The 23,860-nt window shown below is 67.6% G+C and carries 22 protein-coding genes, 1 tRNA gene and 1 riboswitch; of the genes, 10 read left to right on the forward strand and 13 right to left on the reverse strand.

All coding sequences use genetic code 11. The features are described 5' to 3' along the window. Positions 1-49: 49 nt before the first annotated feature. The 3 genes from ACFVVK_RS10090 to ACFVVK_RS10100 all read right to left on the reverse strand — a co-directional run bounded on the left by ACFVVK_RS10090 (position 50) and on the right by ACFVVK_RS10100 (position 3,602). Positions 50-859, reverse strand: coding sequence for a hypothetical protein (locus ACFVVK_RS10090; protein ID WP_390266282.1), 810 nt, complete (start codon positions 857-859; stop codon positions 50-52). After that, a riboswitch (cyclic di-AMP (ydaO/yuaA leader) is annotated at positions 859-1,046 on the reverse strand. It overlaps the preceding gene by 1 nt. 156 nt (positions 1,047-1,202) lie before the next feature. Next, a complete protein-coding gene (locus tag ACFVVK_RS10095; RefSeq protein ID WP_390266283.1) occupies positions 1,203-2,840 on the reverse strand; it encodes an ATP-binding protein in 1,638 nt (545 codons plus the stop codon). A gap of 21 nt (positions 2,841-2,861) precedes the next feature. Continuing rightward, positions 2,862-3,602, reverse strand: a complete 741-nt coding sequence (locus ACFVVK_RS10100; RefSeq protein WP_390266284.1) for a response regulator transcription factor — start codon at positions 3,600-3,602, stop codon at positions 2,862-2,864. A 228-nt stretch (positions 3,603-3,830) separates the two neighbouring features. On the opposite strand from ACFVVK_RS10100, the gene ACFVVK_RS10105 reads away from it, so the two are divergent. From ACFVVK_RS10105 to ACFVVK_RS10125, 5 genes are all read left to right on the forward strand, one after another. After that, on the forward strand, positions 3,831-4,820 hold the full coding sequence (locus tag ACFVVK_RS10105; RefSeq protein ID WP_390266285.1) for a hypothetical protein: 990 nt from the start codon (positions 3,831-3,833) through the stop codon (positions 4,818-4,820). A 588-nt stretch (positions 4,821-5,408) separates the two neighbouring features. Further along, positions 5,409-6,272 (forward strand): winged helix-turn-helix domain-containing protein, encoded by an 864-nt coding sequence (locus ACFVVK_RS10110; RefSeq protein WP_390266286.1) that lies wholly within the window; start codon positions 5,409-5,411, stop codon positions 6,270-6,272. Positions 6,273-6,424: 152 nt separating this feature from the next. Further along, positions 6,425-6,628 carry a dodecin family protein gene (locus ACFVVK_RS10115; RefSeq protein WP_390266287.1) on the forward strand — a complete coding sequence of 68 codons (204 nt, stop codon included), beginning with the start codon at positions 6,425-6,427 and terminating at the stop codon, positions 6,626-6,628. Between the two features lie 55 nt (positions 6,629-6,683). Continuing rightward, positions 6,684-7,211 (forward strand): SixA phosphatase family protein, encoded by a 528-nt coding sequence (locus ACFVVK_RS10120; protein WP_390266288.1) that lies wholly within the window; start codon positions 6,684-6,686, stop codon positions 7,209-7,211. Between the two features lie 133 nt (positions 7,212-7,344). Then, positions 7,345-7,902, forward strand: a complete 558-nt coding sequence (locus ACFVVK_RS10125) for a hypothetical protein (protein ID WP_390266289.1) — start codon at positions 7,345-7,347, stop codon at positions 7,900-7,902. Positions 7,903-7,958: 56 nt separating this feature from the next. Here ACFVVK_RS10125 and ACFVVK_RS10130 read toward each other — a convergent pair whose 3' ends face one another. From ACFVVK_RS10130 to ACFVVK_RS10150, 5 genes are all read right to left on the reverse strand, one after another. Continuing rightward, on the reverse strand, positions 7,959-8,672 hold the full coding sequence (locus ACFVVK_RS10130; RefSeq protein WP_390266290.1) for a hypothetical protein: 714 nt from the start codon (positions 8,670-8,672) through the stop codon (positions 7,959-7,961). 8 nt (positions 8,673-8,680) lie between these two features. Continuing rightward, positions 8,681-9,346: a TetR/AcrR family transcriptional regulator gene (locus tag ACFVVK_RS10135; protein WP_390266291.1), complete on the reverse strand. Its 666-nt coding sequence runs from the start codon at positions 9,344-9,346 to the stop codon at positions 8,681-8,683. After that, positions 9,343-11,409 carry a YhgE/Pip family protein gene (locus ACFVVK_RS10140; RefSeq protein ID WP_390266292.1) on the reverse strand — a complete coding sequence of 689 codons (2,067 nt, stop codon included), beginning with the start codon at positions 11,407-11,409 and terminating at the stop codon, positions 9,343-9,345. The genes ACFVVK_RS10135 and ACFVVK_RS10140 overlap by 4 nt, the downstream gene beginning before the upstream one ends. Further along, positions 11,406-12,104, reverse strand: coding sequence for an ABC transporter ATP-binding protein (locus ACFVVK_RS10145; protein ID WP_390266293.1), 699 nt, complete (start codon positions 12,102-12,104; stop codon positions 11,406-11,408). The genes ACFVVK_RS10140 and ACFVVK_RS10145 overlap by 4 nt, the downstream gene beginning before the upstream one ends. Positions 12,105-12,233: 129 nt before the next feature. Further along, a complete protein-coding gene (locus ACFVVK_RS10150; protein WP_390266294.1) occupies positions 12,234-13,742 on the reverse strand; it encodes a dihydrolipoyl dehydrogenase family protein in 1,509 nt (502 codons plus the stop codon). A gap of 170 nt (positions 13,743-13,912) precedes the next feature. On the opposite strand from ACFVVK_RS10150, the gene ACFVVK_RS10155 reads away from it, so the two are divergent. Continuing rightward, complete coding sequence (locus ACFVVK_RS10155; protein WP_390266352.1) at positions 13,913-14,641, forward strand: FadR/GntR family transcriptional regulator; 729 nt, start codon at positions 13,913-13,915, stop codon at positions 14,639-14,641. A gap of 70 nt (positions 14,642-14,711) precedes the next feature. Here ACFVVK_RS10155 and ACFVVK_RS10160 read toward each other — a convergent pair. Continuing rightward, a tRNA-Arg gene (locus tag ACFVVK_RS10160) sits at positions 14,712-14,785 on the reverse strand. Positions 14,786-15,061: 276 nt separating this feature from the next. On the opposite strand from ACFVVK_RS10160, the gene ACFVVK_RS10165 reads away from it, so the two are divergent. From ACFVVK_RS10165 to ACFVVK_RS10180, 4 genes are all read left to right on the forward strand, one after another. Continuing rightward, positions 15,062-16,888, forward strand: a complete 1,827-nt coding sequence (locus tag ACFVVK_RS10165) for a phosphoenolpyruvate carboxykinase (GTP) (protein ID WP_390266295.1) — start codon at positions 15,062-15,064, stop codon at positions 16,886-16,888. A 248-nt stretch (positions 16,889-17,136) separates the two neighbouring features. Continuing rightward, positions 17,137-18,522, forward strand: coding sequence for an FAD-binding oxidoreductase (locus ACFVVK_RS10170; RefSeq protein ID WP_390266296.1), 1,386 nt, complete (start codon positions 17,137-17,139; stop codon positions 18,520-18,522). A gap of 65 nt (positions 18,523-18,587) precedes the next feature. Continuing rightward, complete coding sequence (locus ACFVVK_RS10175) at positions 18,588-19,112, forward strand: PadR family transcriptional regulator (RefSeq protein WP_390266297.1); 525 nt, start codon at positions 18,588-18,590, stop codon at positions 19,110-19,112. Beyond that, positions 19,109-19,957, forward strand: coding sequence for an alpha/beta fold hydrolase (locus tag ACFVVK_RS10180; RefSeq protein WP_390266298.1), 849 nt, complete (start codon positions 19,109-19,111; stop codon positions 19,955-19,957). Before ACFVVK_RS10175 ends, ACFVVK_RS10180 begins: the two co-directional genes overlap by 4 nt. An 81-nt stretch (positions 19,958-20,038) precedes the next feature. Here ACFVVK_RS10180 and ACFVVK_RS10185 read toward each other — a convergent pair whose 3' ends face one another. The 4 genes from ACFVVK_RS10185 to ACFVVK_RS10200 all read right to left on the reverse strand — a co-directional run bounded on the left by ACFVVK_RS10185 (position 20,039) and on the right by ACFVVK_RS10200 (position 23,745). After that, positions 20,039-21,199, reverse strand: a complete 1,161-nt coding sequence (locus ACFVVK_RS10185) for a globin domain-containing protein (protein WP_390266299.1) — start codon at positions 21,197-21,199, stop codon at positions 20,039-20,041. Positions 21,200-21,287: 88 nt separating this feature from the next. Then, a complete protein-coding gene (locus tag ACFVVK_RS10190; protein WP_390266300.1) occupies positions 21,288-21,818 on the reverse strand; it encodes an RrF2 family transcriptional regulator in 531 nt (176 codons plus the stop codon). Between the two features lie 20 nt (positions 21,819-21,838). Then, the gene (locus tag ACFVVK_RS10195; protein WP_390266301.1) at positions 21,839-22,324 is read right to left on the reverse strand and encodes a hypothetical protein; all 486 of its coding nucleotides are present in this window, start codon (positions 22,322-22,324) and stop codon (positions 21,839-21,841) included. A gap of 2 nt (positions 22,325-22,326) precedes the next feature. Beyond that, complete coding sequence (locus ACFVVK_RS10200; RefSeq protein WP_390266302.1) at positions 22,327-23,745, reverse strand: phosphomannomutase/phosphoglucomutase; 1,419 nt, start codon at positions 23,743-23,745, stop codon at positions 22,327-22,329. Positions 23,746-23,860 lie beyond the last annotated feature (115 nt).

The raw sequence follows: 23,860 nt of genomic DNA on the forward strand, positions 1-23,860 counted from the left end.
GATCCGGGGCCTCTGTGCGCGCTGTGCGCGGGCTGGCTGTTTTGCCGGCCTAGTACCAGTTGTGTGCCAGGTGGAAGTCCAAGGCCCCGCAGGGGGAGCCGTAGCGCGACTTGACGTAGTCCAGTCCCCAGTTGATCTGGGTCCGGTAGTTGGTCATGTAGTCGGCACCGGCGCTCGCCATCTTCGAGGCAGGCAGGGACTGGACCACACCGTAGGCGCCGCTGCTGGCGTTCGTCGCAGTGGTCTTCCAGTCCGATTCCTTGGTCCAGAGCTTTTGCAGGCACGGCATCTGACCGGCGCCCCAGCCGTAGCTGCCCAGCTTGGCGGCGGCGTAAGCCTGTGCTCCAGCCGGGTCGTTGACGGCGACAGGCGCCTTTGCGGGGGCTGGTGCCTTTTTGGGGGCAGCCACCTTCACGGGGGCAGCCGCCTTTGCGGGCGCCTTAGCCGGGGCGGCCACCTTCACGGGCGCCTTTGCCGGAGCGGCGGCCGGCGCTTTGGCGGGCTTGGCCGCGGCGGTCCGTGCTGCCGTGTTGTGCTGCGCTGCAGGCGCCGGCGCAGCGACCAGGACCTGTTCGAAGTTAAGCTTGGGCAGCGGGTCGGCGAGCGTGGCCGCCTCGGTGCCCGCAGCGTTCGTCGCGTGGGCGCCCGTCTCGGCTGCCTGGACAGCGGCGGCACCGCCGGCCAGCAGTACGGCGCAGGTGGCTGTCGCGACGGCGGCGCGGCGGCTGCTGATGCCCAACCCGGCGGCCAGCCGGGACAGGGCAGTCGTCTTTTTCGCCGGTTCGGCGCGGTGGCGCGTCTTGGCGGTGCGGGAATCGGAAACGCCGTCAGGGCGCGTTTGTACCTGGAATTCAGTCATGATCGCCTCTCATACGCCGGCGGAGTTAGCTGTCGGGTTCGGATGAGGTCATCCGGCCGCACGGAAAATCACGTGTCGGCTTCACCCCGAGGGCGCATGAATGCAGAATGCCCGGGAACTCTGGGTCCCCCGCCTCTGCCTGTACGAGCGGAATCCGGGAAGCGGCAGAGTTTGGCGTTCATCCGGATACGCGGCACTAGTGACGGCCGCACGCTAAAGACGCTACAGCACTCGGACGCCGAAGTCACAATTTGGTAACAGGAGTCACAGTGGCGGGGTGTCGGCTTGCGTCGAGTCTCCGGGCGGGGAGATAGAGCTGGAGATGGTGGGTCCGGTGGGCTGGCTACACCACCGGCGGCACGGCAGGCAGCCGGACAGCGAACTCGGTGCGGCCAGGTCGTGACGTGACTTCCACAGTGCCGCCATGGGCCTCCACGATCGACTGGACAATGGAGAGGCCCAGGCCGCTCGTGCCTTCGGACGTCGGCACGGCAGCAGCCGCGCCGCGACTGCCGGGGACGCCATCGGCGGCACCGCCGCGGCCCCCGGAAGCAGCCCGAGAAACAGCGGCAGAAACTTCCCGGGCGGCGGACCCGGACCGGGCGCCCGCCGTCGCCACCGCGGGCCTGGGTGCGGCGTTGGCCGCCGGATTGCTGCGTGCGGCGTCGGCCCGCGCGAAGCGGGCGAAGACCCGGCCGACGAACTCCGGGGCGATGCCGCCGCCGTTGTCCGTTACCGTGACCACGGCACTGCCGTCGGCCGAACGCATGACGCCGGTGACCACTGTGGTTCCCGGTGCCGTGTGCTTGCGCGCATTGGACAGGAGGTTGGCGATGACCTGGTGGAGCTGCGCCGCGTCGCCGCGAACGGCCACAGGCCCGTCTGGGAGTTCCAGCTGCCAGACATGGTCCGGCGCCATGACCTTTTCGTCGCTCACCGTCTCGATGGCCAACTGGGTGAGGTCGACATCGGCCATCTTGAGCGGCTGCCCCTCGTCCAGCCGCGCCAGCAGCAGCAGGTCTTCCACGAGGGTGGTCATTCGCTCAGACTGGCTTTGGACGCGGGACAGGGACCTCTCGCCGTCGGGCGTGAAGTGCTCGGTCATCCGCATCAGCTCTGTGTAGCCGCGGATGGCCGTGAGCGGTGTGCGGAGCTCGTGCGAGGCGTCAGCAACGAACTGCCGTACCTTCGTTTCGCTCTCCTGCCGCGATTCCAGGGCGCTGGCGACGTTGTCCAGCATCTGGTTTAGTGCGTGGCCCACGCTGCCCACTTCCGTTCCAGGATGGGCGGCCGACGCCGGGACGCGCACCCCCAGCGCCACTTCGCCGGCATCCAGCGGCAGGCGAGAGACCTTGGTGGCCACTTCGGAGAGCTGCTCCAGCGGCTTCATGGTGCGCCGGATCAGGGCCGTGCCCGCGAGTCCGATCAGCACAAGCCCTCCGGCGGATACCACCACCATGGTCCACACCAGCGAGGCTAAGGTGTTTTGCTTTTCTGCCAGCGGGAGCCCGGTGACAATGATGTCGCCATAGGGTGCGCGCGCGGCCGTAAGCCGGTACGCGCCCGCCGAAAGGGTCCGGTCCACTGGTACACCGTTCGGGGTGAGTGCCAGTAGGACCGCATTGTCGTCGGGGGAGAGGCTCTCCCGGGTGCCGTCACCGGCCAGGAAGCCGGCCCTGCTGACCGCGCCGTCGAGCAGCCGTGCGTTCAGCGTCCCGGCGCCCTGCCCGCGGGCCTCGAGGGGGTCGGGACGGCCGCCCGGGTTGCCGACGGCGGGCCGGCCGAACTCGCTCGAGCGGTGGGAGGCCTGGCCGAGCTGGTCATCGAGCTGCCGGGTGAGGAAGAGATCCATGGAGGCGTAGCTGAACAGACCCACCGCGCCGCAGATGGCCACCAGCAGTGCCATCGCGACCAGTACCAGCCGGGTGCGCAGATGCCACGTGGACGGGTTGCGCCAGTCGCGTCCGGGAGCCCGGGTCACGCCGGAAAGTGTGGGCACGGATCAGTCCGCCGGCTTCAGGACGTAGCCAGCGCCACGCACGGTGTGGATCATGGGCGCGTGATTGGCGTCGACCTTCTTGCGGAGGTAGGAGATGTACAGTTCCACGATGTTCGCCTGGCCGCCGAAGTCATATTCCCAGACGCGGTCCAGGATTTGGGCCTTGCTGATGACCCGCTTGGGGTTTTCCATGAGGTAACGGAGCAGCTCGAACTGCGTGGCGGTCAGGTGGAGCTCAGCGCCGGCCCGGCTGACTTCGCGCGTGTCGACATTGAGCACAAGGTCACCCACCACGAGCTCGGCGGTGTCCATGGCGGCCACTCCGGAGCGTTGGACCAGCCGGTGCAGGCGGAGCAGAACTTCTTCCATGCTGAACGGCTTCGTGACGTAGTCATCGCCGCCGGCAGCCAAGCCTGTGATGCGGTCCTGGACGGCATCCTTGGCGGTCAGGAACAGCGCCGGAACCTCCGGCGCGAACGCGCGGATCCGGTTGAGCAGCTCGACGCCGTCGAACCCGGGGAGCATGACGTCCAACACCAGCACGTCGGGGCGGAATTCCTTGGCAAGCCGCACGGCGCCCGGCCCATCACCGGCCACTGCCACGGACCAGCCAGCCATCCGAAGGCCCATGCTCATGAGCTCGGAAAGGCTGGGTTCGTCGTCAACCACCAGCGCACGGATCGGCGAACCGTCCGGATGCGTCAGCTGGGGAAGGTTGTTGGTCATGGAGTGCGAAGTTGCCATGGGACAACTCTCCGATCTGCCAGTTAGGCGGGGCTTTGGGGACCCTGTGCGGCACCTGTGAATCCCAGCCTAGCGAGCTGGACGGCCTTCCCGGCGCTGCCGGTCTCTGCTTCCGAGTGCCCGAAACGTCACAGGCCCGGCTGTCGGCCCGCACAGCCCCAGCACAGGATCTGTCAGCACGCTGGAGTGAACACCGATCCGCACCACATACCAATAAGGAGAAACATCATGAGCGGTCAGTATCCCGGAGCCGGTTCAGGGCCCGCCCCCGCATCCTCCGCGGACGCCGTAACGGCGCCCGCGCCCGTGACCGCGCCCCGCCCCGCCTCCCACCACGACGCCAGCCAGCCTGAGGGGCGCCAGTTCGTCGGCGGGCAACCTGAAGCCGTCCAGTTCGAGGGTCACCAGTTCGACGGCGGGCAGCCCGACGGCGGAAGAGCGGATGCCGGGCGGTTCGACGCCGGCGCCGCGTCGGGCTGGGGCGTGCCCCCTGTGGCCTCGACGGTTCCGGCTGCTGCCCCGGCCTGGGGCATGCCACAGCCGGAGCCGACGTCCCCGGCCGCCGCGCCCGGCTGGGGCGCGCCGGGAGCCGGACCCAGGGCCGCCTCCGCCAAGCCGTGGACGCTGAAGCGTGGGCTCGCCGTGGCCGGAGTCGCCGCCGTCCTGGCAGTCGGGTCCGGGCTTGGCGTCTATGCGCTGACCTCAAGTTCGGCGACGGCCGACGGCGCAGCTGCCGGGGCGGGCGCGGGCCCGGGCGCCGGCGGCCAGGGATTTGCGCCGGGCATGCCGGGCTCGGGGCAGGGCGGGTTTGCAGGCGGCGGCATGTCCGGGCAGGGCGGCCCCCGCGACTTCGCCGCCGGCGGGATGGGCGGACTTTCGGCGGCGGTTCATGCGGATTACGTGGTGCTGCAGGGAAGCCAGTACGTCACCATGGCAGAGCAGACGGGAACGGTGAGTGAGGTGAGCTCGTCCTCCGTCACGGTTAAAAGCAGTGACGGCTTTACGCGCAGCTATGCGCTGGGCAGCGACGTAGTGGTGAGCAATCTGCAACAGCGACGCCAGCAGGCCGGCGGCTCGGCGTCTCAGCTGACGGTGGCGGACATCGTCGCCGGCGGGAGTGTGCGCGTCGTGGCTGCCAAGGACGGCTCCGGTTACACGGCCGCCTCGGTCATGGTCGCGGCAGCAACCTCGACCGGCTCGACGGGCCAGTCCAACTAACCACCGGTTAGGCGGTCATTGCCGCCGGACCCGCCGGCGCCGTCGAAACCGCCGGAGCCGCCGGAGCCGCCGGAGCCGCCGGGTCCGGCGGCGTGCCCACTCCGTGGACAACCCCAGGCCGCGAGCCGCGGTACGGCGGTTTGGCCGTCGTGGAATGCCTTGAATGATTTCAGCCGAGCCGCCGAGTTCGTCGAACAAAATTCGCCCGACAGGGGCCAATGGTCGCCAAGTTGGCAAAACAGTTGTTATTTTTTCACGGCGGCGAAATTGTGATTTGTGCTACATCTTGGGATTCTGTCTCACTATGTGGAAGCTGCCGTCCTTTGTTACTTGCAAGTTCATATTGTTACGTTGCACACTTCCATTGTGAACAAGAACTCAACAGCATCTGCAGCCGCAGCTTCCTGGATCAGCGCACCCGCTGGTACCGAGATGCGCTGTTGTCGAATGCACGCCTAACTTTGACACCCCAGGAGTTTTTAGGCATTCAGCCCCAGCCCAGAGTCGGGCGCCCCTCCCCAGTTTTCATTGCGGGGAAAGAAGCATTCGAGCCGCGATGACGGCCATTCACATTGAGGTAAGCATTCCATGTCAGTTGCATCCGGATACGTCCACATCTCCGTCCGTAACGCCAGCAAGGCCAGCCAGACCTCCGGGATCCGCCAGGGCTTTGGCGGCCGTTCCGCTTTCGCCCCGGCCGGATCCGCCGGGACCTTCCCTGCCCCCGGATATGCAGCCCAGGGCTATAACCCTGACTCCTATGGCCAGCTCCGTGCCGTTAACCCCGCCCCGGCCACGGCGCCCACGCCCGTGATTGCCCCGGGTGCCGGCGGCCCTGTGCGTCCTGCCCCCAGCGATAACGTAGCCCGCGGCTTCGTGCTGTACATGGGGATCGACGAGGAAACCGCGGCCGCGGCTGGCACCTCGATCGCCAAGCTCGCCCAGGAAATCCGTGCCTACGCACAGTCGCTCGTCACCGGCGCCGAAAGTTACGCTGCCGTCGCCGTCGCGCCAGCCAGCGCACCGGGTTCAGCACTCGACGTCGTCCGTTCCACGTTTGGCGACCCCACCGCCGGTGCCCGCCAGCGCACCGAGACCACACGGCTGCCCCAGCCGCAGGATCCGCGGCCTTCCGGTGTGCTGATCGACCTCGCCCGCCGTGAAGTGCACCTCGACGGCGAGTCCCTGAACCTGACGTTCAAGGAGTTCGAGCTCTTGAATTACCTTGTCGAGAACGGCACCCGCACGGTGGGACGCGACGAGCTCCTCGAAGGCCTGTGGCGGAACGCCGAAGAGGTGCCGAACGAGCGGACCATCGACGTCCACATCCGCCGACTGCGCTCCAAGCTCGGACGCCTCGCCAACACCGTGCGCACCGTGCGCGGGCAGGGCTACCGCTTCTACGAGCACCCCGAGGTTGTCGTCTGGGCCGCTCCGGAGTATTCGATCTAGCCCCTATAAATCCTTAGCCGAAAGCGTCCGTTCCTTCCAAGGGGCGGGCGCTTTCGCTTTTCCGGCACGTGCTCGCTCGGCTGTTCGACTCTTTCGTGTTTATGGGCTCCGGCGTAGGCTTCGGATCGTTGATCCGACTATTGGGAGGAACCATGTCTGTTGCACGCATCACCACCCTGAGTGCCAACTCCACGTCCTCGTTCGACGCTGCCATTAAAGAGGGTATCGACCGGGCCAATAAGACACTGCGCAACGTCACCGGGGCATGGGTCAAGGAACAGAAGGTGGAAATCAAGGACGGAGCGGTCGTGGCCTGGCACGTCGTGCTGGAAGTGACGTTCGTCCTGGAGGGATGAGCCGGGCCGGGCGATGCGTGCCCGTGGCTCACGGTTGCCGCACTAGGATTGAGCCATGAGCGCGCACCACATCAAACGCCTCGTGATCATGCGGCACGCCAAGTCCGACTGGCCCGGCGGCGTCGCCGACCACGAAAGGCCGCTGGATGAGCGCGGCCACCGCGACGCCCCCGTAGCCGGGAAATGGCTGCTTAAACACGGCGTCGTGCCTGATTTCATTCTGTGTTCCAGCGCGCTCCGGACCCGGCAGACCTGCACTTGGGTGTGCCATGCCCTGGGCGACAAGGCGCCGACGCCGAAGCTTGAGGACGGCCTGTACGCTGCCTCGGCCTTGCGGATGTTGGCCGTCATCAACCACGTCCCGGAAACAGTCAATACGCTGATGGTGATTTCGCATATGCCCGGCGTGCAGGACCTCGCCATGCACCTGGCGTCGCGCGATTCCGACCACGATGCTTATATGGACGCCGCCACCCGGTACCCGACCAGCGGCCTGACCGTCCTGGAAACGGACAAGACTTGGGCCGAACTGGACGGGCAGGACGCTCGGCTGACCCGTTTCAAAGTCCCGCGCGGCAAGTGAGACCCGGCGAGGGGCCCGGCCCCCGCATCCATAGTCAGCCGCGGCGTTCTGCGGTTTACTGTTGCTGTGACTGATGTGGTTTTCGAGCCGTATTGAGACAGAGAATTCGACCCGCAGAAAAAGGTGGAACAACGTGGATTCAGGGCAGCTCATAGGAATTATCGTCGGCATCGTCGTGGTGCTCGCGATCGTAGTGGTGGCGATCATGATCAGCCGCAAGCGCAAGGTCGCGGCGGACCGGGACCGGGCTGCCGAAATGCGCGAAAAAGCCAAGGCGGACGAGTTCGGCGCCAGGGAGCGGGAGGCCAAGGCAGCCCGTGCGGAGGCCGACGCGCAGCAGGCCGAGCTCGACGCCGAGCGTCTGCGGCAGGAAGCCCGCGGACGCCAGGAGGAAGCGGACACGGTCCGTACCGGCGTGCAAGAGCAAATGCGCAAGGCCGACGAGGTGGACCCGGACGTGGTCACCTCTAAACGGAAAGACGCGGCAGAGGACACGCAAAACCGCGGGAACGTGCAGCCCGGGCAGGCCACCGAGGACCGGAGGTCAGCCGATCGGGTTCGCGACGACAACGTTCCCGGTACTCAGAGCAACGTTCCCGGTAACCAGAGCAACGAGGACGTTCCTCGCACAGACACCGCGCAAGGCAACCCGGAGACGAACCACCGGGACGAAAAGCCGCGAAACCTCTGACGCCGGAACCTGGTCCGGACTCCCGCCCGCCCGGAAGGCGCGGTCTGCGGCCGAGCTCAGCGGCGGGTCGCAGCCCGGGCCGGTGCCTTGGCTGCGGCTGGCTTGACCGGTGACTTCGGCGCGGGCGGGCGGACCGGTGCCTTTGCCGCTGGCGACTTCGCGGAAGCCCCCGGTGACTGGACGGATGATTTGACCGCCGGCCGGGCGGTCGCCCGGGGAGCCGCCGGGCGTGCGGCCGTCTCCCGCGCAGCCGGACGCGCAGTTCCCCGCACGGCCGGGCGCGACGCAGCTGGCCGCGGGCCTGCAGGCCTCGCCCCCGAGCCTCGCGGCGGGGGCGCGGAACGGCGTCCTGAAGTATTGCCGGGGGAGCGGCGGCCGCGGCTCTTGCCGGGCAAGACGGTGCCTGCGAACAGCAACAGCAAGGTGAACGTTCCGGCCGCCGCCGCCAAGTAGAAGTACATATCCGGGTGCGCGGAATCGACGCGCGTGGACAGGGCGTTGGGATCGGGATTGAAAGCCAGGCCCCACTGGCGCAGGAAGGCGATTCCGAAGGCGATGAAGAGGATGCTGCCCACCCCGCAAGCGGCCAGCGTCTTGTGCCGGCGCCGGACCACAACTTCGGCCACACAGGCCACGTAGGCCGCGGCGGCGGCGCCGATGAACCACAGGAGAACGCTCTCGTGCAGGGTGATTCCCGTTAGGACCAGAAGCCCCAGGGCGGCAAGGAACGCCCAGATGGCGATTTTGCCGCTGATTCCCATGTGACGCATGTGAACAATCATGCCTGAGCTGGCGGCTGCTTCACGACGTAGCCGCGCATGGAGGCCATAATTGCCGCCACGCTCTGCTCCCTGGTCCGTTCCGGGTTGTACGTCTGCCGGTCCAGCCCCACCACGAAACAGGCCCCGAAGATCGCCGTTTCAAGACTGCCCCGGGACACGGCGGCGTCGACGGGGTAGACTTCCGCGACACCGTCGATGGCTGTACCGATCACCGCCAGCAGCCGGCCGCGGAGTTCGGCAAAGGTGTCCTGCCATTCGCTGGGGGTCCGCCAGTTTTCACTGACCCAAAGCCGCGCGAACGAGGGATACTCCGCCATGAAGTCCATGGCCTGGCCGATCATCTCCTCCATCGCGGCCAGCGGATCGGCGGAGTCGTCCCGGACGCTCAGGAGCCGTGCCAGGAGGATGTCGACGCCGTGGCGCAGCAACTGGGCAATCAGGTCCGATTTGCTGCCGAAGTTGTAATACACCGTGCCCTTGGACACCCCGGCGGCCGTCGCGATCTCGTCCACGGTCACGCCCGCCGCGCCGCGTTCTCCGATCAGTTCCATGGACGCCTCGAACAGTTTTTGCTTCGTGGCGTTGGTGCGGCCCGGACGGAGCTTCCGCCCCGCGTCCCCGGAACCGGCTGGTGTGCTGCCGCCGCTGTGGCTGGTGGTCATACGGCGATCTCCGGTTTCAGCGTCTTGAGGGTCCAGTATTTGTTCTTGCGGACGGCTGCGGTCGACATCGCCAGCCCCAGCACAGTGTAGCCAACCAGACCCAGCATGGTGGGCAGGATGGAGGCGAGGTCGGCGCCGTAAATCAGGTGCCGCATGCCGCTGACCACGTAGCCCATCGGCAGGATCTGGTGGACCACGTGCAGCGGTTCGGGCGTGGTCTGCCAGGGGAAGGTGCCCCCGGACGAGACCAGCTGCAGCACCAGCAGGATGAGCACCACGAACTTGCCGGGCGAACCCAGCAGGGCCACGGCGCCCTGGATGATGGCACTGAACGCCATGGCGGCCGCCAGCATGAGGAACCACATCAGCACCGGGTGGGCGGGATTCAGCCCGAGGCCCGCGTCCACCACGACGGTCAGCAGGCTCGCCTGCACGGCGGAGACCGCAAGGAACGGAAGCCAGCCGCCGGCGGCAATTTTCCAGGCCGGGGCGTTGGAGGCCAGCGCGCGCAGGGTGACCGGGCGCATGGCCTGCACCAGCATGAAGATGCCGATCCACAACGCCAGCGTCAGGAAGAACGGGGCCAGCCCGGCGCCGTAGGACCCGGCCTTGGCTTGTGAGACATTGCTGACGGCGACGGGGTCGGCCATGACCTTGGAAAGGCTGTTCTTTTGGGCACCGTCAGGGTTGGGGATCTTGCCGGCACCCTGGGCGAGTTCCGTGGCCAGGGTTCGTGCGCCGTCCGAGGCCGTCGCCGCGCCGCTCTCCAGCTGCGCCGCGCCGTCGTCGAGTTTCTGCGCTCCCTGCACGAGCCTGCCGGCGCCGTCGACCGCATTCTGCTGGCCGGCAGCCAGGGCCGCCGAACCGGCGGCCAGTTGGTCCGCCCCGGTGGAGGCCTTGGCGACTGCGTCGCTGAGGGCGGGCGCGGTGCCGGCCAGTTGTGCGGCGCCGGCGCTGACGGCGGCGGAACCGTCGGCCAGCTTCTGCACTTGGGCGGCAGCGGCCTGCAGTTTGGACGCGGAGGCGGAGGGGGTTGACGCGGGCGGCGCGGCGGTGGCGTCGACGTCGGTCACTACAGCGTCCGCCTGCTCCTGAGTGAGGACTCCGGCGGCAACCAGCCGGCCGGTGGACGCCACCACCCGGCTCCGCTGGCCCTGCGCGGCGGCTTGCTGCGCGGCCTGCTCCGCAGCGGCGAGCTGCCCGGGGATGGCCTGCACCTGTGCGTTGAGCGCGGCGTTGCCGGCGGCGACCTGGGCGGCGCCGTCAGCCAGTTGCCGGGCGCTGGCCGGCAGCGCCGCCGACTTGTCCTTGAGCTGGGCTAGACCTCCGCTGAGCTGCCCCGCCCCGGCGCTCAGTGAATTGGCACCATCCCGGAGCTTGACCTCGCCGTTGTAAAGCCCGGTGGCGCCGGACTCGAGCTCGCCGGTGCCCTGGTGCAGGGTCACCGTACCGTCGTGGAGCCGGGCGACGCCGTCGGCCAGCTGGCCTGCGCCGTCGGAGGCCTTGAGCATCTGTGTGTGGATGGTCCCGAACCCGGTGAGGAGCTGGTTGGCGGTCTCCTCGCCCACCTCCTTGGCGACGGTCGTGTGCACCGCGGTGGTCAGTTTGTCGACGATAGTGCTCAGGAGATAGTTGTTGGCATCGTTGGTGGTGACATTGAGCATGGCCTGGTTGGCGGCGTCGAAGCTGCCGGGGGAGACCAGGTTCGCGGAAAAGTCCTGCGGAATCTTCAGGGCGAAGGCGTACGTGCCGTTGCTGACGCCCTGGTCCGCTTCCTCAGTGCTGTCCACCGTCTTCCAGTTGAAGACGTGGCCGTCCACCAGGCTTTGGGCCACCTTCCGGCCGGCCTCCAGCCGGGTTCCGTCGGCAGACGCGGCGCCGGAGTCCTGGACTACCAGGGCCGCATCGATCTGGTTCAGCTTGCCGTACGGATCCCAGTTGGCGTAAAGGTACACGGCACCGTAGAGCAGCGGAACGAGGGCCAGCGCCAGGATGGTCAGCTTAGGCAGCAGCCCGCCGGTCATTCGTTTGAGCTCGGAGCGGGCCAGCCGCAGCACAGTCACTTTGCGTCCTCGGTTTCGGGTAGCAGGGTTTCGGGTAGCAGGGTTTCGGCGGGGAGCGGTTCCTCGGCCGGCGGGACGGCATTGCCGATCACGGCGGCGGCCCCGGTCCAGCCGTCCGGAATGCGGGTGACGGTGGCGACGACGGCGAGCGGCCGCGCGGCGTCATGCGCCAGATATTCCAGCCGCGGGAGCCAGTCGGAGGCATCGCCGCTGTGCCGGTCAGGGGAGTCCACCACGAGCAGGCCGGTGTCCGGATTGGCGAGGGCAAGCGCCGTGAGGAGCTCGATCCGCCGGCGCGCGGGCAGCTGCTCGGTCCACAGCCCGGCGATGTCCTCGAAACCGTTGAGCCGCAGCCAGGGTGTGCTGCGCAGGGCCCCGCGGTGGCGGCGCGGGACCAGGGCGAGATCCTCGGTAACGAGGTCGCGGACGCTCAAGTGCTGTTCCGGCTCGTTGACCCCTGGCGAGTCGACCACGCTGGCCGCCTTCCGGAGTGCCGTGATCCGGGCGCTTCCGTCCCAGCCGATGCTTCCCGAGGAGGGCTTCATGCGCCCGCTCAGCGTAAGGGCCAGCGCGGTCCGCTGGTCCTGGCGGGAACCTGCGACGAGCAGGAGTCCACCGCGCGAGGCCTGTAGCGAAGTTGAGGGCAGCAGGTCATCGCGCCGGCCGGTCACGGAGAGCTGTTGTACGCAGAGCAAGGCAGGCCTTTCGGAGAAACAGATGTCCCCTAAAGGCTAACTGAACTGACCGGTCAGTTCAAATAGGCCGTAGGCCGAGGCGAAGCTGATGCGCCGCCGCCACAGCTTCCGCAGGGTGCTGCCGCCGGTTTAGAGGCCGTATTCCTCGAGCAGCCGGAGCCAGACCTCGCTGATGGTCGGATAGGAGGGGACTGCGTGCCACAGGCGGTCCAGCGGCACTTCCCCCACGACGGCGATCGTGGCAGAGTGCAGGAGTTCTGCGACGTCCGGGCCGGCAAAGGTGGCGCCCAGGAGCACTCTGCGGTCTTCGTCGATGACCAGTTGCGCCCACCCGTCGTAGTGTTCCGCATGCAGGGAGGAGCCGGCCACCTCGATCGGAAGCTCCACGGTGGAGGCCCGGTATCCGTCCTTCTCTGCCTGCGCCAGAGTTCTGCCGACGTTCGTCAGTTCCGGGTCGGTGAAGACCACGTTCGGAACCGCGTGGTCATAGGCGGTCTGGGCGAAGGAGGTCCACGGTGCCGGCTCGCCGGTGAGCTCGCCTTTGGCCCGGGCCGCAATGGCGTCGCCGGTGGCCCGGGCGCCGTACTTGCCCTGGTGGGTCAGCAGGGCCCGTCCGGCGGCGTCCCCTGCCGCGTAAAGCCACGGGGAGGTCTCGTTCTCTGCGGCGTGGTGGACTAGTCCAGTGGAATCGGTGCTGATCCGCAAGTGCTTTCCCTCGGGGGCCGCGAGCCCGACGCTGTCCAGGCCCAGCCCGTCGAGGGCCGGGTGCCTGCCGGTGGCGACCAGCAGTTTGTCCACAGTCAGGCTCGTTTCCGCGGCACGGCCTGATTCCGGGGCGGCCCCGTCCTGCCCGCCTCCGGCGCCGCCGTCGAGCACCACCGTGAGGGAACCGTCGTCGTTCTTGCTGACGCTTCGCGTGCCGGTGTTCAGGCGGAGTTCGACGCCGTCGGCGCGCAGGCCCGCCGCCACCAGTTCCGCCGCCTGTTCCGGGAACACGCCGAGGAGGCCGTGGCGGGCCACGAGCGTCACGGATGCGCCGAGGCGGGCGTAGGCCTGTGCCAGTTCGACGCCGGCCACTCCGCCGCCGAGTACCCCGAGCCGTGCCGGAACTTCGCGGGCGGACGTCGCCTCCCGGGTGGTCCAGTACGGGATGTCGTCAAGCCCCTCGACGGGTGGCCGGGTGGGGATGGAACCGGTTGCGAGCACCACGGCGTGCCGGGCTGTGAGGGCGTAACTATTGCCGTCCCGCCCGGCCACCTCCACGCGCCGCGGGGCGCTGATCCGGCCGCGGCCCCGGATCAGCTCTATTCCGGTGTCCTCCACCCACTGGACCTGACTGTCGTCCTTCCAGTTCGAGGTGAAATGGTCGCGGCGCTTGAGTACGGCGGCCGCATCCAGGGTGCGCGTGACAGCTTCCTTGGCCCCGGGAACGGTCTGTGCCCCGTGCAGGGCGGTGCCCGGCCGCAAGAGCGCCTTCGAGGGCATGCAGGCCCAGTAGGAACACTCGCCGCCCACCAGTTCCGCCTCGACCAGGACTGCCGTCAGGCCGCCGCGGACCACCCGGTCCGCCACGTTCTCGCCCACGGCCCCCGCGCCAATGACAATGACATCGAATTCCCGTTCCACCTGTGCCGTCATGCCAACAGACTACGCCGGGGCCGCGCGGGATCCGGGCCGTCGGCACCGGAGTATCGGCACGTCAGAGCGGGACCCCGGCGAAATCTGCCGACCGCTCTTTGCAGGACCAGCGGCCATGGCTACTGTTGGGACAATAGTTGGGGGAGGAGCCGGCCATGGCCGCAGGCAATATGACAGCAAGCAAGATGACATCGGTGGCGAGGTTCAGCGCGCAGGCCCGGTTGCGGGCGTTACAGGCGGACATTCTGGAGCTGATCCTGGACCGCGATCTGGTGCCCGGGGATCCGTTGCCGACGGAGAGTGAGCTCACCGCAGCGCTGGGCGTGGGCCGCAACACGCTGCGGGAGTCTCTTAAGGCGCTCCAAGCGGTGGGTGTCATCGAGATCCGGCACGGCTTTGGCATGTTCGTGGCGGCGAGCAATTTCGAGGCGCTGACCGACGGGCTCACCTTCCGTGCGAGGCTGTCCCTGCGGCACCACGGGGAGGAGGCCATGCAGCTCGTGGATGTGCGGCAGGCCCTCGAATCCGGCCTCATCGGCGCTGCCATGGACCGGATCACCCCGGAACAGCTGGCCGCGGTAGAGGAAACTGTGCTGCGGATAGAGGCGGCGGCCGCCGCCGGCGAGCCCTTCATCGAAGCCGACGCGGAGTTCCACCGCAGGCTCTTTGAACCCCTGAACAACGAGCTGTTGGTCAGCCTGATGGACGTCTTCTGGAAGGTCTATCGCCGGATCCACCTTGAGGTCGGCGGCCCGTACGACGTCGACCTCGAGGACTTCGCGACGCTGCACCGGGAGATTTATGAGGCCGTCGCCTCGGCGGACAAGGCCCGCGCGGCCGAGCGGCTCGGCTGGCACTTCGAAGAGATCCGCAACGTCATCGCCCAGTCCACCGCCTGATTCCGGCCGGGGAGTGGAGCTTAAAACAGAAGATCCGCCCCGGCGAACCGGGGCGGATCTTCTTCATCTGTGCGCCCAAAGGGATTCGAACCCCTGACCTTCTGTTCCGTAGACAGACGCTCTATCCAGCTGAGCTATGGGCGCATTCTCGGCCCTTGGAGAACTTCTCGCTCCCCGAACCTCGAATTACTTTACGCGAGCCCGGGCCCAGTTACAAATCGAGCAGGGTGTAATCTCCCTGACTAGACCGGTCTACGTGACCTTGGTCACAAAAACACGTTCGGCGGACGCCTTACTTCCTTGATTTTCCGCGGTTTTTCATTTCGCGCGCCCAAGTCATCCCACCTCCGGCCCCGAAAGCGGATCCGCGCCGAGCCCTAGCATTTAGGACACACCACGAACCCGAGGAAGGGAACCGTAATGGGAGATCTGGCCCGACTGCCGTTGCTTGAAAAAGCACCCACCACACATGCCGGCCTGCTGGCCTGGGTCGAAGAGGTGGCTGAACTGACTCAGCCGGACCGGATCTACTGGGTGGATGGTTCGGAAGAGGAGCGCAAGCGGCTCACTGACGAGCTGGTTGCCGCCGGGACTCTCACCCCGCTGAACGAGGAGCTTTTCCCCCACTCCTTTGCCGCGTTCTCTGATCCCGCCGACGTGGCCCGCGTCGAGGAGCAGACCTTCATCTGCTCCGAGAAGGAACATGATGCAGGCTTCACCAACAACTGGATGGCCCCGGCGCAGATGAAGGAAAAGCTGCGCGGCCTGTTCGCCGGCTCCATGCGCGGCCGCACCATGTACGTCATCCCCTTCGTGATGGGCCACCTCGACGCCGAGGATCCCAAGTTCGGCGTGGAGATCACGGACAGCGCCTACGTTGTCGCCTCCATGCGCATCATGGCCACCATCGGCACCAAGGTTCTGGATAAGATCACCGCCACCAACGCGTTCTTCGTCCCGGCCCTGCACTCCGTCGGCGCGCCGCTGCGGCCCGGCCAGGCCGACGTCGCCTGGCCCTGCAACCCGGACAAGTGGATCGTGCACTTCCCGGAGGAACGCTCCATCTGGTCATTCGGCTCCGGCTACGGTGGCAACGCCCTGCTGGGCAAGAAGTGCTTCGCCCTGCGCATCGCCTCGGTGATGGCCCACGACGAAGGCTGGCTTGCCGAGCACATGCTCATTCTGAAGCTGACCTCACCGGAGCAGAAGAAGTACTACGTTTCGGCCGCCTTCCCGTCCGCCTGCGGCAAGACCAACCTTGCGCTGCTCGATCCCACCATCGAGGGCTGGAAGGTCGAGACCCTGGGTGACGACATCACCTGGATGCGGTTCGGCAAGGAAGGCGAGCTCCGCGCCGTCAACCCCGAGGCTGGACTCTTCGGCGTGGCACCGGGCACGGGCTGGGGCACCAACCCCAACGCAATGCGTGCCATCGCCAAGGGCAACAGCATCTTCACCAACGTGGCGCTGACCGACGACGGCGGCGTGTGGTGGGAGGGCATGACCGAGGAAGTGCCCGCACACCTGACCGACTGGCAGGGCAACTCCTGGACTCCGGACTCGGACAAGCCCGCTGCCCACCCGAACTCCCGGTTCTGCACGCCGATCGACCAGATCGACATGCTGGCCGAGGAGTACTACAACCCGGACGGCGTGGAGCTGTCCGCCATCCTGTTCGGCGGCCGCCGCAAGACGACCATCCCGCTGGTCACCGAGGCACGCAGCTGGGCCAACGGCATCTTCATGGGCTCCACTCTGTCGTCCGAGACCACGGCCGCGGCGGCCGGCGCAGTCGGCGTTGTCCGCCGTGATCCGATGGCCATGCTGCCCTTCATCGGCTACGACGCGGGCGATTACCTGAACCACTGGGTCAACCTGTCCGCCAAGGCCAACCCTGAGCGTTTGCCCAAGATCTTCCTGGTCAACTGGTTCCGCCGCAATTCCGCGGGCGGCTTCGCCTGGCCCGGATTCGGCGACAACTCCCGTGTCCTGAAGTGGGCCATCGAACGCCTCGAGGGCAAGGCCGACGCCGTCGAGACCCCCATCGGGTTTGTCCCCACCGCTGACGCGATCGACCTCAAGGGCCTGGACATGACCCCCGCCCAGGTTGAAGAGGCCGTCCGGGTTGACCCGGCCGAGTGGGCCACCGAACTGGCTTCCATCGAGGAATGGTTCGCCAACTTCGGCAGCTCACTGCCCGAGGCGCTGCAGGCCGAGCTGGACAGCCTGAAGGCCCGGCTCAGCTAACTCACCCGCAGAGCAAAACGGCGGCGCCGCACCCTTCCCAGGTGCGGCGCCGCCGTCTCTCTTTAAGCCGCCGTCCCCGTAAGTGGGGGGGACTTTGGTCCCTAGGCCGCATAGCCGCCTGTCCCTAGGCTTGTCCGCATTCATCAGCCGGGCCCGTCCGCCGACTGGAGAGGGTGCTGGGGGCATTCCAAGCGTCTGCAGCCGTGCCCCCGACGTGCCCGTTCAAAGCGGGAGCTCAGGAGTTCACCATGCTGGTCAACGACGACGTCCATGCCCTGTCCGCGGCCGTCAGCGGCATCGTGGCAGTGCCGGATAGCCCCGGATTCGCCGAAGAAACGTTCGCGTTCAACGTCGCCACGGTCCACCGCCCCGACGTCGTCCTGGGCGCCGCAGACGCGCAGGACGTCGCCGCGGGGGTGAAGTGGGCTGCCGAGCGCCAGCTTCCGGTGTCCGTCCAGTCCACCGGCCACGGCGCGGAATCCGCGGTCGACGGCGGCCTGCTCATCACCACGCGGCGGCTGCAGGAGCTGCAGATCGATCCCATCGAACGGACGGCCAGGGTGGGGGCCGGCGTCAAGTGGCGCAGCGTCCTCGAAGCGACAGTGCCCCAGGGGCTGATCGCCCTGCATGGCTCGAGCACCGACGTCGGCGTGGTCGGGTACACGGTGGGCGGAGGGCTTCCCGTGCTGGGCCGCGCCCACGGGTTCGCGGCGGAGCACGTCCGCAGCATGGAGCTCGTAACCGCCGACGGTGCGCTGCGCCGGATCGACGCCGAGAGCGAGGCCGAACTGTTCACGCTGATGTGCGGGGGCAAGGGCAATTTCGGCATCGTCACCGCACTTGAGTTCAGTCTCTTCCCGCTGGGTGATTTCTACGGCGGCGGAATCATCTATCCGGGGGCGGACGCGGACCTCATCCTGGCGGCGTTCCGGGAGTGGCTTCCCACACTCCCTGACGACGCCTCCCCGTCGATCGCCTTGCTGCGCCTTCCGGATATGGACTTCGTTCCCCCGCCGCTCCGGGCCCAGTTCGTGGTGCATCTGCGCTTTGCCTATATGGGGAGCCGCGAGGACGGCGACGCGCTGCTTGCCCCGATGCGTGCGGTCTCCACACCATTGATGGACACAGCCGGCCCGATGAACTACCTGGAAGTGGACCAGATCCACATGGATCCGGCGGACCCGCTCCCCTTCGCGGACGGCGGGGCGCTCCTGAAGGATTTCGGCGAAGAGACCGTGGCAGATCTGCTCGAGCTTGCCGGCGAGGGCTCGGACTGTCCGCTGCTTCTGGTCGAAATCCGCCCGCTCGGCGGGGCGCTGGCCCGGGGCGGTGCGCTGGCAGACGCCGTGTCAGGACGGGATGCCGCTTTCCTGTTGTTCCTTGTTGGGCTCAACATGCCGCCCGTAGCCGAGGCGTCGATGGCCTCCATCCGTTCCATCCTGACGGCGATGGCCCCGCATTCCACCGGATTTACGCTGGTCAATTTCCATGGCATGCCGGGGGACGAGGCTGACCGGGCCAGGGCGTGGTCACCCGCCGTCTACGAACGGATGCGGGCCGCGAAGGCCAGTTACGACCCGGGCAACCTCCTGCGCTTCGGCCATGCAATTACCGGAGTGCCGTCCGCGGGCTGATGAGGTAGCGGAGCACCACCAGGGATAGTAGACATATCGACTAGTTGATGTGTCATACTCTGTTCATGATCCTCGCACGTCTCATCCTGGGCCTGCTCAGTCTGGCCCCCATGACCGGCTACGACCTCAAAAAGCACTTCGACGCCACCATCAGCCACTTCTGGAATGCGGACAAGGCCCAGATCTACCGCACCCTTGAGTCGCTGGTCCGGGACGGTTTCGCCGCCGTCGAGACGGTGGAGCAGGCCGGGTACCCGGCCCGGCAGGTGCACCGCATCACCGACGCCGGGCACGAGGCACTCGCCGAGTGGCTGACGTCGGCCCCACAACCGGATGCCGAACGCAACGCCTTCCTGGGCCGGGTGTTCTTTGCTTCCCAGCTCAAGGACGCCGACGCCAGGAAGCTCCTGGCCGCGCGCCGGGACGCGGCGACGCAATACCTGGCGGGGCTGCAGGAGCAGCTGGCGGGCCAGCGAGCGGCGCCGGTCGGGGACCCGCGGTACTTCCGGGTGGCCACCCTGCGCAACGGCATCCGCCATGCCCAGGCCGAACTCGAGTGGCTGCAGGAAATCGAAGGAGAACTCGCATGAACCAGCGCCCCGAAGCCGCTGCCGACGCCCAGGCGCCGGACAGCTATCCGGAGATCCACCCGCGGGCCGACCGGCCGGAGACGCGGGAGGAATTCGAAACGGCGGAAAGCGGCACCGGCACGGTGGTGTTCCTGCACGGCGGGAACGTGGCCAACTGGATGTGGGAATCACAGGTCCGCGCCTTGCCCGACTTTCACGTCCTCACTCCCAACCTCCCCGGCTTCGGAGCGCGCGCGGAGGAGCAGTGGGCAACACTGGAGGCGACAGCGGACGACGTCGCAGCCTTTGTTGCCAAGAACGCCGAGGCTGGGCCGGTGCACCTGGTGGGCCTTTCGCTGGGCGCCGTGGTGGCGCTGCAGGTCGCGGCCCGGCATCCGGAACTTGCCTCCTCGCTGCTGGTCAGCGGCGCCGTCGTGTCCAGGGTTGGCGGGCTGCCCCGGGCGCTGTCCGCGCTCCAAATCGCGTTTTGGGAGCGGGAATGGTTCTGGCGGGCGCAGGCCCGGGCATTCCGGCTGCCGCCGGATTCGGTCGAGCTGTATGTGCGGCACGGACTGTCGGTCCGGCGCGCCAACGCCCAGCGGATGCTGGCCCAGGTGTATGCCGGGTCCCTGCCGGAGGGCCTCGGGCGGTACGGCGGCCGCGTCCTGGCCGTTGCCGGCCAGAAGGAGCCGGGTGTGGTGGCGAAGTCCTTCGGACTGCTGCGCGGGAAACTGTCGAATGCGCACTTCCGGCTGGCGCCGGGGATGCACCACGTCTGGAACGTCGAGGACGAGAGCCTCTTCAATGCAATGGTGCGCCAGTGGCTTTCCGGCTCGGTGCACCCGGATCTGGTGATTCCGGCCTGAAGGCCGGCCTGGCACAACGACGGCGGGGCCGCACCCTTTTCGAAAAGGTGCGGCCCCGGCTGTTGTGGAGGCGGTGGCGCCTTAGCTGGCCAGCCAGATGTCCGGGCCAAAGACCTCGTAGTGGATCTTCGTGGCCGGGATGCCGGCGTTGATGGCCTCGTTGCGGATGTTCTTCATGAACGGCAGCGGACCGCACAGGTACAGCGATGCGTTGGCGGGAAGGTCCACCTCGCGCAGGGACATGAAGCCGGACTTGGACCCGGCTTCCGGCTGCTCGAGCCAGAGCTGGAGGTCGGCGCCGTCGAGGCGTTCGACGTCGTCCGTCATCTGGGAGCGCAGGGCCCAGCTGTCCAGGGTGCTTTCCGCGTGCAGGACCAGGACCTGGCGGTCGGAACCGGATTCGGCGAGGGAGCGCAGGATGGATGCCGTGGGGGTGCAGCCGATGCCGGCTGAGGCCAGGACCACGGGGCCGTCGCCCTCTTTGAGCGTGATTTCGCCGTAGGGGTTGGAGATGTCGATGATGTCGCCCACAGCCACGTCGTTGTGCAGCACGGGGGAGACCTCGCCGCCGTCGTCGAGCTTGGTGGTGAAGCTGCGGCTGGTGCCGGCGTCGCCGGAGAGGGAGTACTGGCGGACCTGGCGCAGGCCGTCTGGCAGGGCGACCTTGACGCTGACGTACTGGCCGGGCAGCGCCGCGGTGATGGGAGTGTCGTCGGCCGGTTCCAGGGTGAAGGTCATAGAGCCGGTGCCGGCCGGAGTCTTGGCGGCCACCTTCCAGGGTGTCCACATCTTGCCGTTGGCCTGGGCGGCGTAGAGGCCCTTCTCGAGCTTGATCAGCGCGTCCGCCATGAGCCAGTAGACCTCGGTCCAGGCTTCGGCGATTTCCGGGGTGATGACCAGGGCAAGATCGTCGGCGATGGCGGCGAAGAGGTGCTCGTAGACCACCTGGTACTGCGGTTCGGTGATGCCGAGGGAAGCGTGGCGGTGCGCGATCCGGGCGAGCACGGTCTCGGGCAGCGTGCCCGGGTTGGTCACGAGGTGGGTGGCGAAAGCGGCGATGCTTCCGGCCAGGGCCTGCTGCTGGTTGCCGTTGCGCTGGTTCGAGCGGCTGAAGAGGCCGTCCAGCAGTTCCGGGTGCGCCGCGAAGAGTCGGGCGTAGAACTTGGAGGTGATCTCCCCGATCCGGGAACCGACCAGCGGCAGGGTGGCCTCGATGACGGGGAAGGACTTGTCCGAGAGCATGTTGACTCCTGAGGTAGTGGCCCGGGGTCTTCAGCCGGACCGCGATCTAAATACTGTCATTTGAAATGCCACTATTTATAGCTCAGTTCTACATGCCGTAGAAATGGGATGCAAATTCGGCGTTTCCCGGGCGTGTCACGCGGCTTTCGGCCCCCTCGGCCGGAGGGCCTAAAGACCCGGGGCGCAGCCCGATGGCCTGGAAAACGGGGGCCATCTGCCGGGCCGTAGGCAGTGAGGCGATCACGATCCCGTCGAGTTCGGCATAGAAAGCCTCGCGAGCCCGGCCCAGCGCGGCCCGGAGACGGCATTCGGCTATCAGCGGGCAGGTCCCGGCCGCAGCGACGCAGTCGGCCGGGTCCTGGCGGGTGTCGAGCTGGCGCAGCAGTTGGCCGACTGTGGCGTTCCGCCCGGCGCTGCTGAGCCGGGAACCGCCGTTGCGGCCGCGGCCGACGTCGATCATGCCCAGTTCGCGCAGCTTCGCCATCGCCTTGCTGACGTGGTTGTACGGCGTGCCGACGGCGTCGGCAACACTCTGCGTGGTCAGGAGCCCGCCGTCGGGAGCGGCTGCGAGCACCATCATGGCGCGCAGGCTCACATCAGCGAAGGCATTGATCTTCATATCCCCAGCTTACGGACGGTCTAGTCCACCCATACGGCGGGTTCGTTGGTATCGGCCGCGAGCTGGCCGAAATCGAGTTCGCGCGTCGCGGCGTTCGGGGCGTAGGGCAGGACCGCGGCGAACAGGGACCCGTCCTGGTGCTCGGCCGCCACGTGAATGGCGTCCGAGTTCTCCTCAAGCAGCGTGATGTCGCAGACGACGGCGGCGGCCCGGAACTCGTCCCGGTGCTGCCGGAGCAGTTCGTGGAGGTCCCGGATCATGGTGTCCGCGTCGAAGTGGCCGTCCGATCCGTCCGCCGGGTCCGCCGGGGTCACGGCGACCAGCCGGACTTCGTCGTCGTTCTGCACCACCAGGGCGAAGGGCAGGAAACCGCCGTTGCGCTCCAGTTGCTCCTGCGCGGCACCGACGCCGGTGCCCAGCAGGTTCTCCAGGTCCGCTGCACTGGCCTCCGGCACGGAATCGCGCCAGGAAACAGTGTTTGAGGTCTCGTCAGGACTGGCGGCCACGGCTAGCCCCGGACCAGGGCCAGCACACGGTCGCGGACGCGTTCCATGGTTGCGGCGTCAGTTGCTTCGACGTTGAGGCGCAGGAACGGCTCGGTGTTGGACGGGCGCAGATTGAACCAGTAGCTGCCGTCGAGGGCAATGAAGGTGCTGCCGTCGAGGCGGTCGATCTCGACGTCGTCGTCCTCGAAGTCCCGGCGGACGCGCTCGACTGCGCCGGCTTTGTCCTCGATTTCGGAGTTGATCTCTCCAGAGGACCGGTAGGGCTCGTATTCGCGGCCGAGTTCGGACAGCGGGCCGTCCTGCTCGCCCAGCGCGGCCAGGACGTGCATGGCTGCCAGCATGCCGGTGTCGGCGTTCCAGAAGTCGCGGAAGTAGAAGTGCGCCGAGTGCTCCCCGCCGAAGACGGCTCCTTCCGCAGCCATGTCCGCCTTGATGAAGGAGTGCCCCACCCGTGTGCGGACGGCCCGGCCTCCGTGGCGTTCCACGAGCTCCGGAACGGCGCGGGAGGTGAGCAGGTTGTGGATGATGGTGGGTGTGTCTTCGCCGAGGCCCCGGGCGCGGGCGATTTCGCGGCGGGCCACCATGCCGGTGATGGCCGACGGCGAGACGGGCTCGCCCTTTTCGTCGATCACGAAGCAGCGGTCAGCGTCGCCGTCGAAGGCCAGTCCGATGTCCGCGCCGTGCTCGACGACGGCCGCCTGCAGGTCGCGCAGGTTCTCCGGCTCCAGCGGGTTGGCCGGGTGGTTCGGGAACGAGCCGTCCAGCTCGAAGTACAGCGGCACGATCTCCAGGGGCAGCTTGGGCAGCAGTGCATCGCCCAGCACGGCCGGAGTGGTAAGGCCGGCCATTCCGTTGCCGGCATCCACCACCACCTTCAGCGGCCGTGAACCGCGCAGGTCCACCAGGCTGCGCAGGTACTCGGCGTAACCCTTAAGGACGTCGTGCACGCCCACCAGGCCGCGGGTGCCGGCAGCGGGGATGGTGCCGGCGTTGAGGTACTCCTCGGCGCGGGCCTGGATTTCCTTCAGCCCGGTTTCGGATGAGATCGGCACGGCCCCGGCCTTGGCCATCTTGATGCCGTTGTATTCGGCCGGGTTGTGGCTGGCCGTAAACGTGGCGCCGGCCGCGTTGAGGGCGCCACACGCGTAGTACAGCTCGTCGGTGGAGATCAGGTCCAGCAGCTGGACGGCGGCGCCGCGCGCCGCGGCGCCGTTGGCAAAGGCTTTGGCGAACTCGGGGGAGGAGGGGCGCATGTCGCCGCCCACCAGGACGGTCTGCCCCGCCAGGTCCAGGACGTCAACGAAGGCAGCACCGACGGCTTCGACGATCTCCGGGGTAATGGATTCGCCCACGATCCCCCGCACGTCATAGGCCTTGAACGCGGCCGAGAGGTCAAAAGTCTTTGTTTTGTCCGTAGTCACGGGTCTTATCTTACGTTGCGGCACTGTGGCGCTCAGGTTCTGTTGCACCGGCCTCCCTTGCATTGGCTCCCTTGCATTGGTTCTGTTGCGTTGGTTCTGTTGGTGCGGCCGGGTG

The organism is Arthrobacter sp. NPDC058192 (assembly GCF_042883665.1).
Lineage (GTDB): Bacteria > Actinomycetota > Actinomycetes > Actinomycetales > Micrococcaceae > Arthrobacter.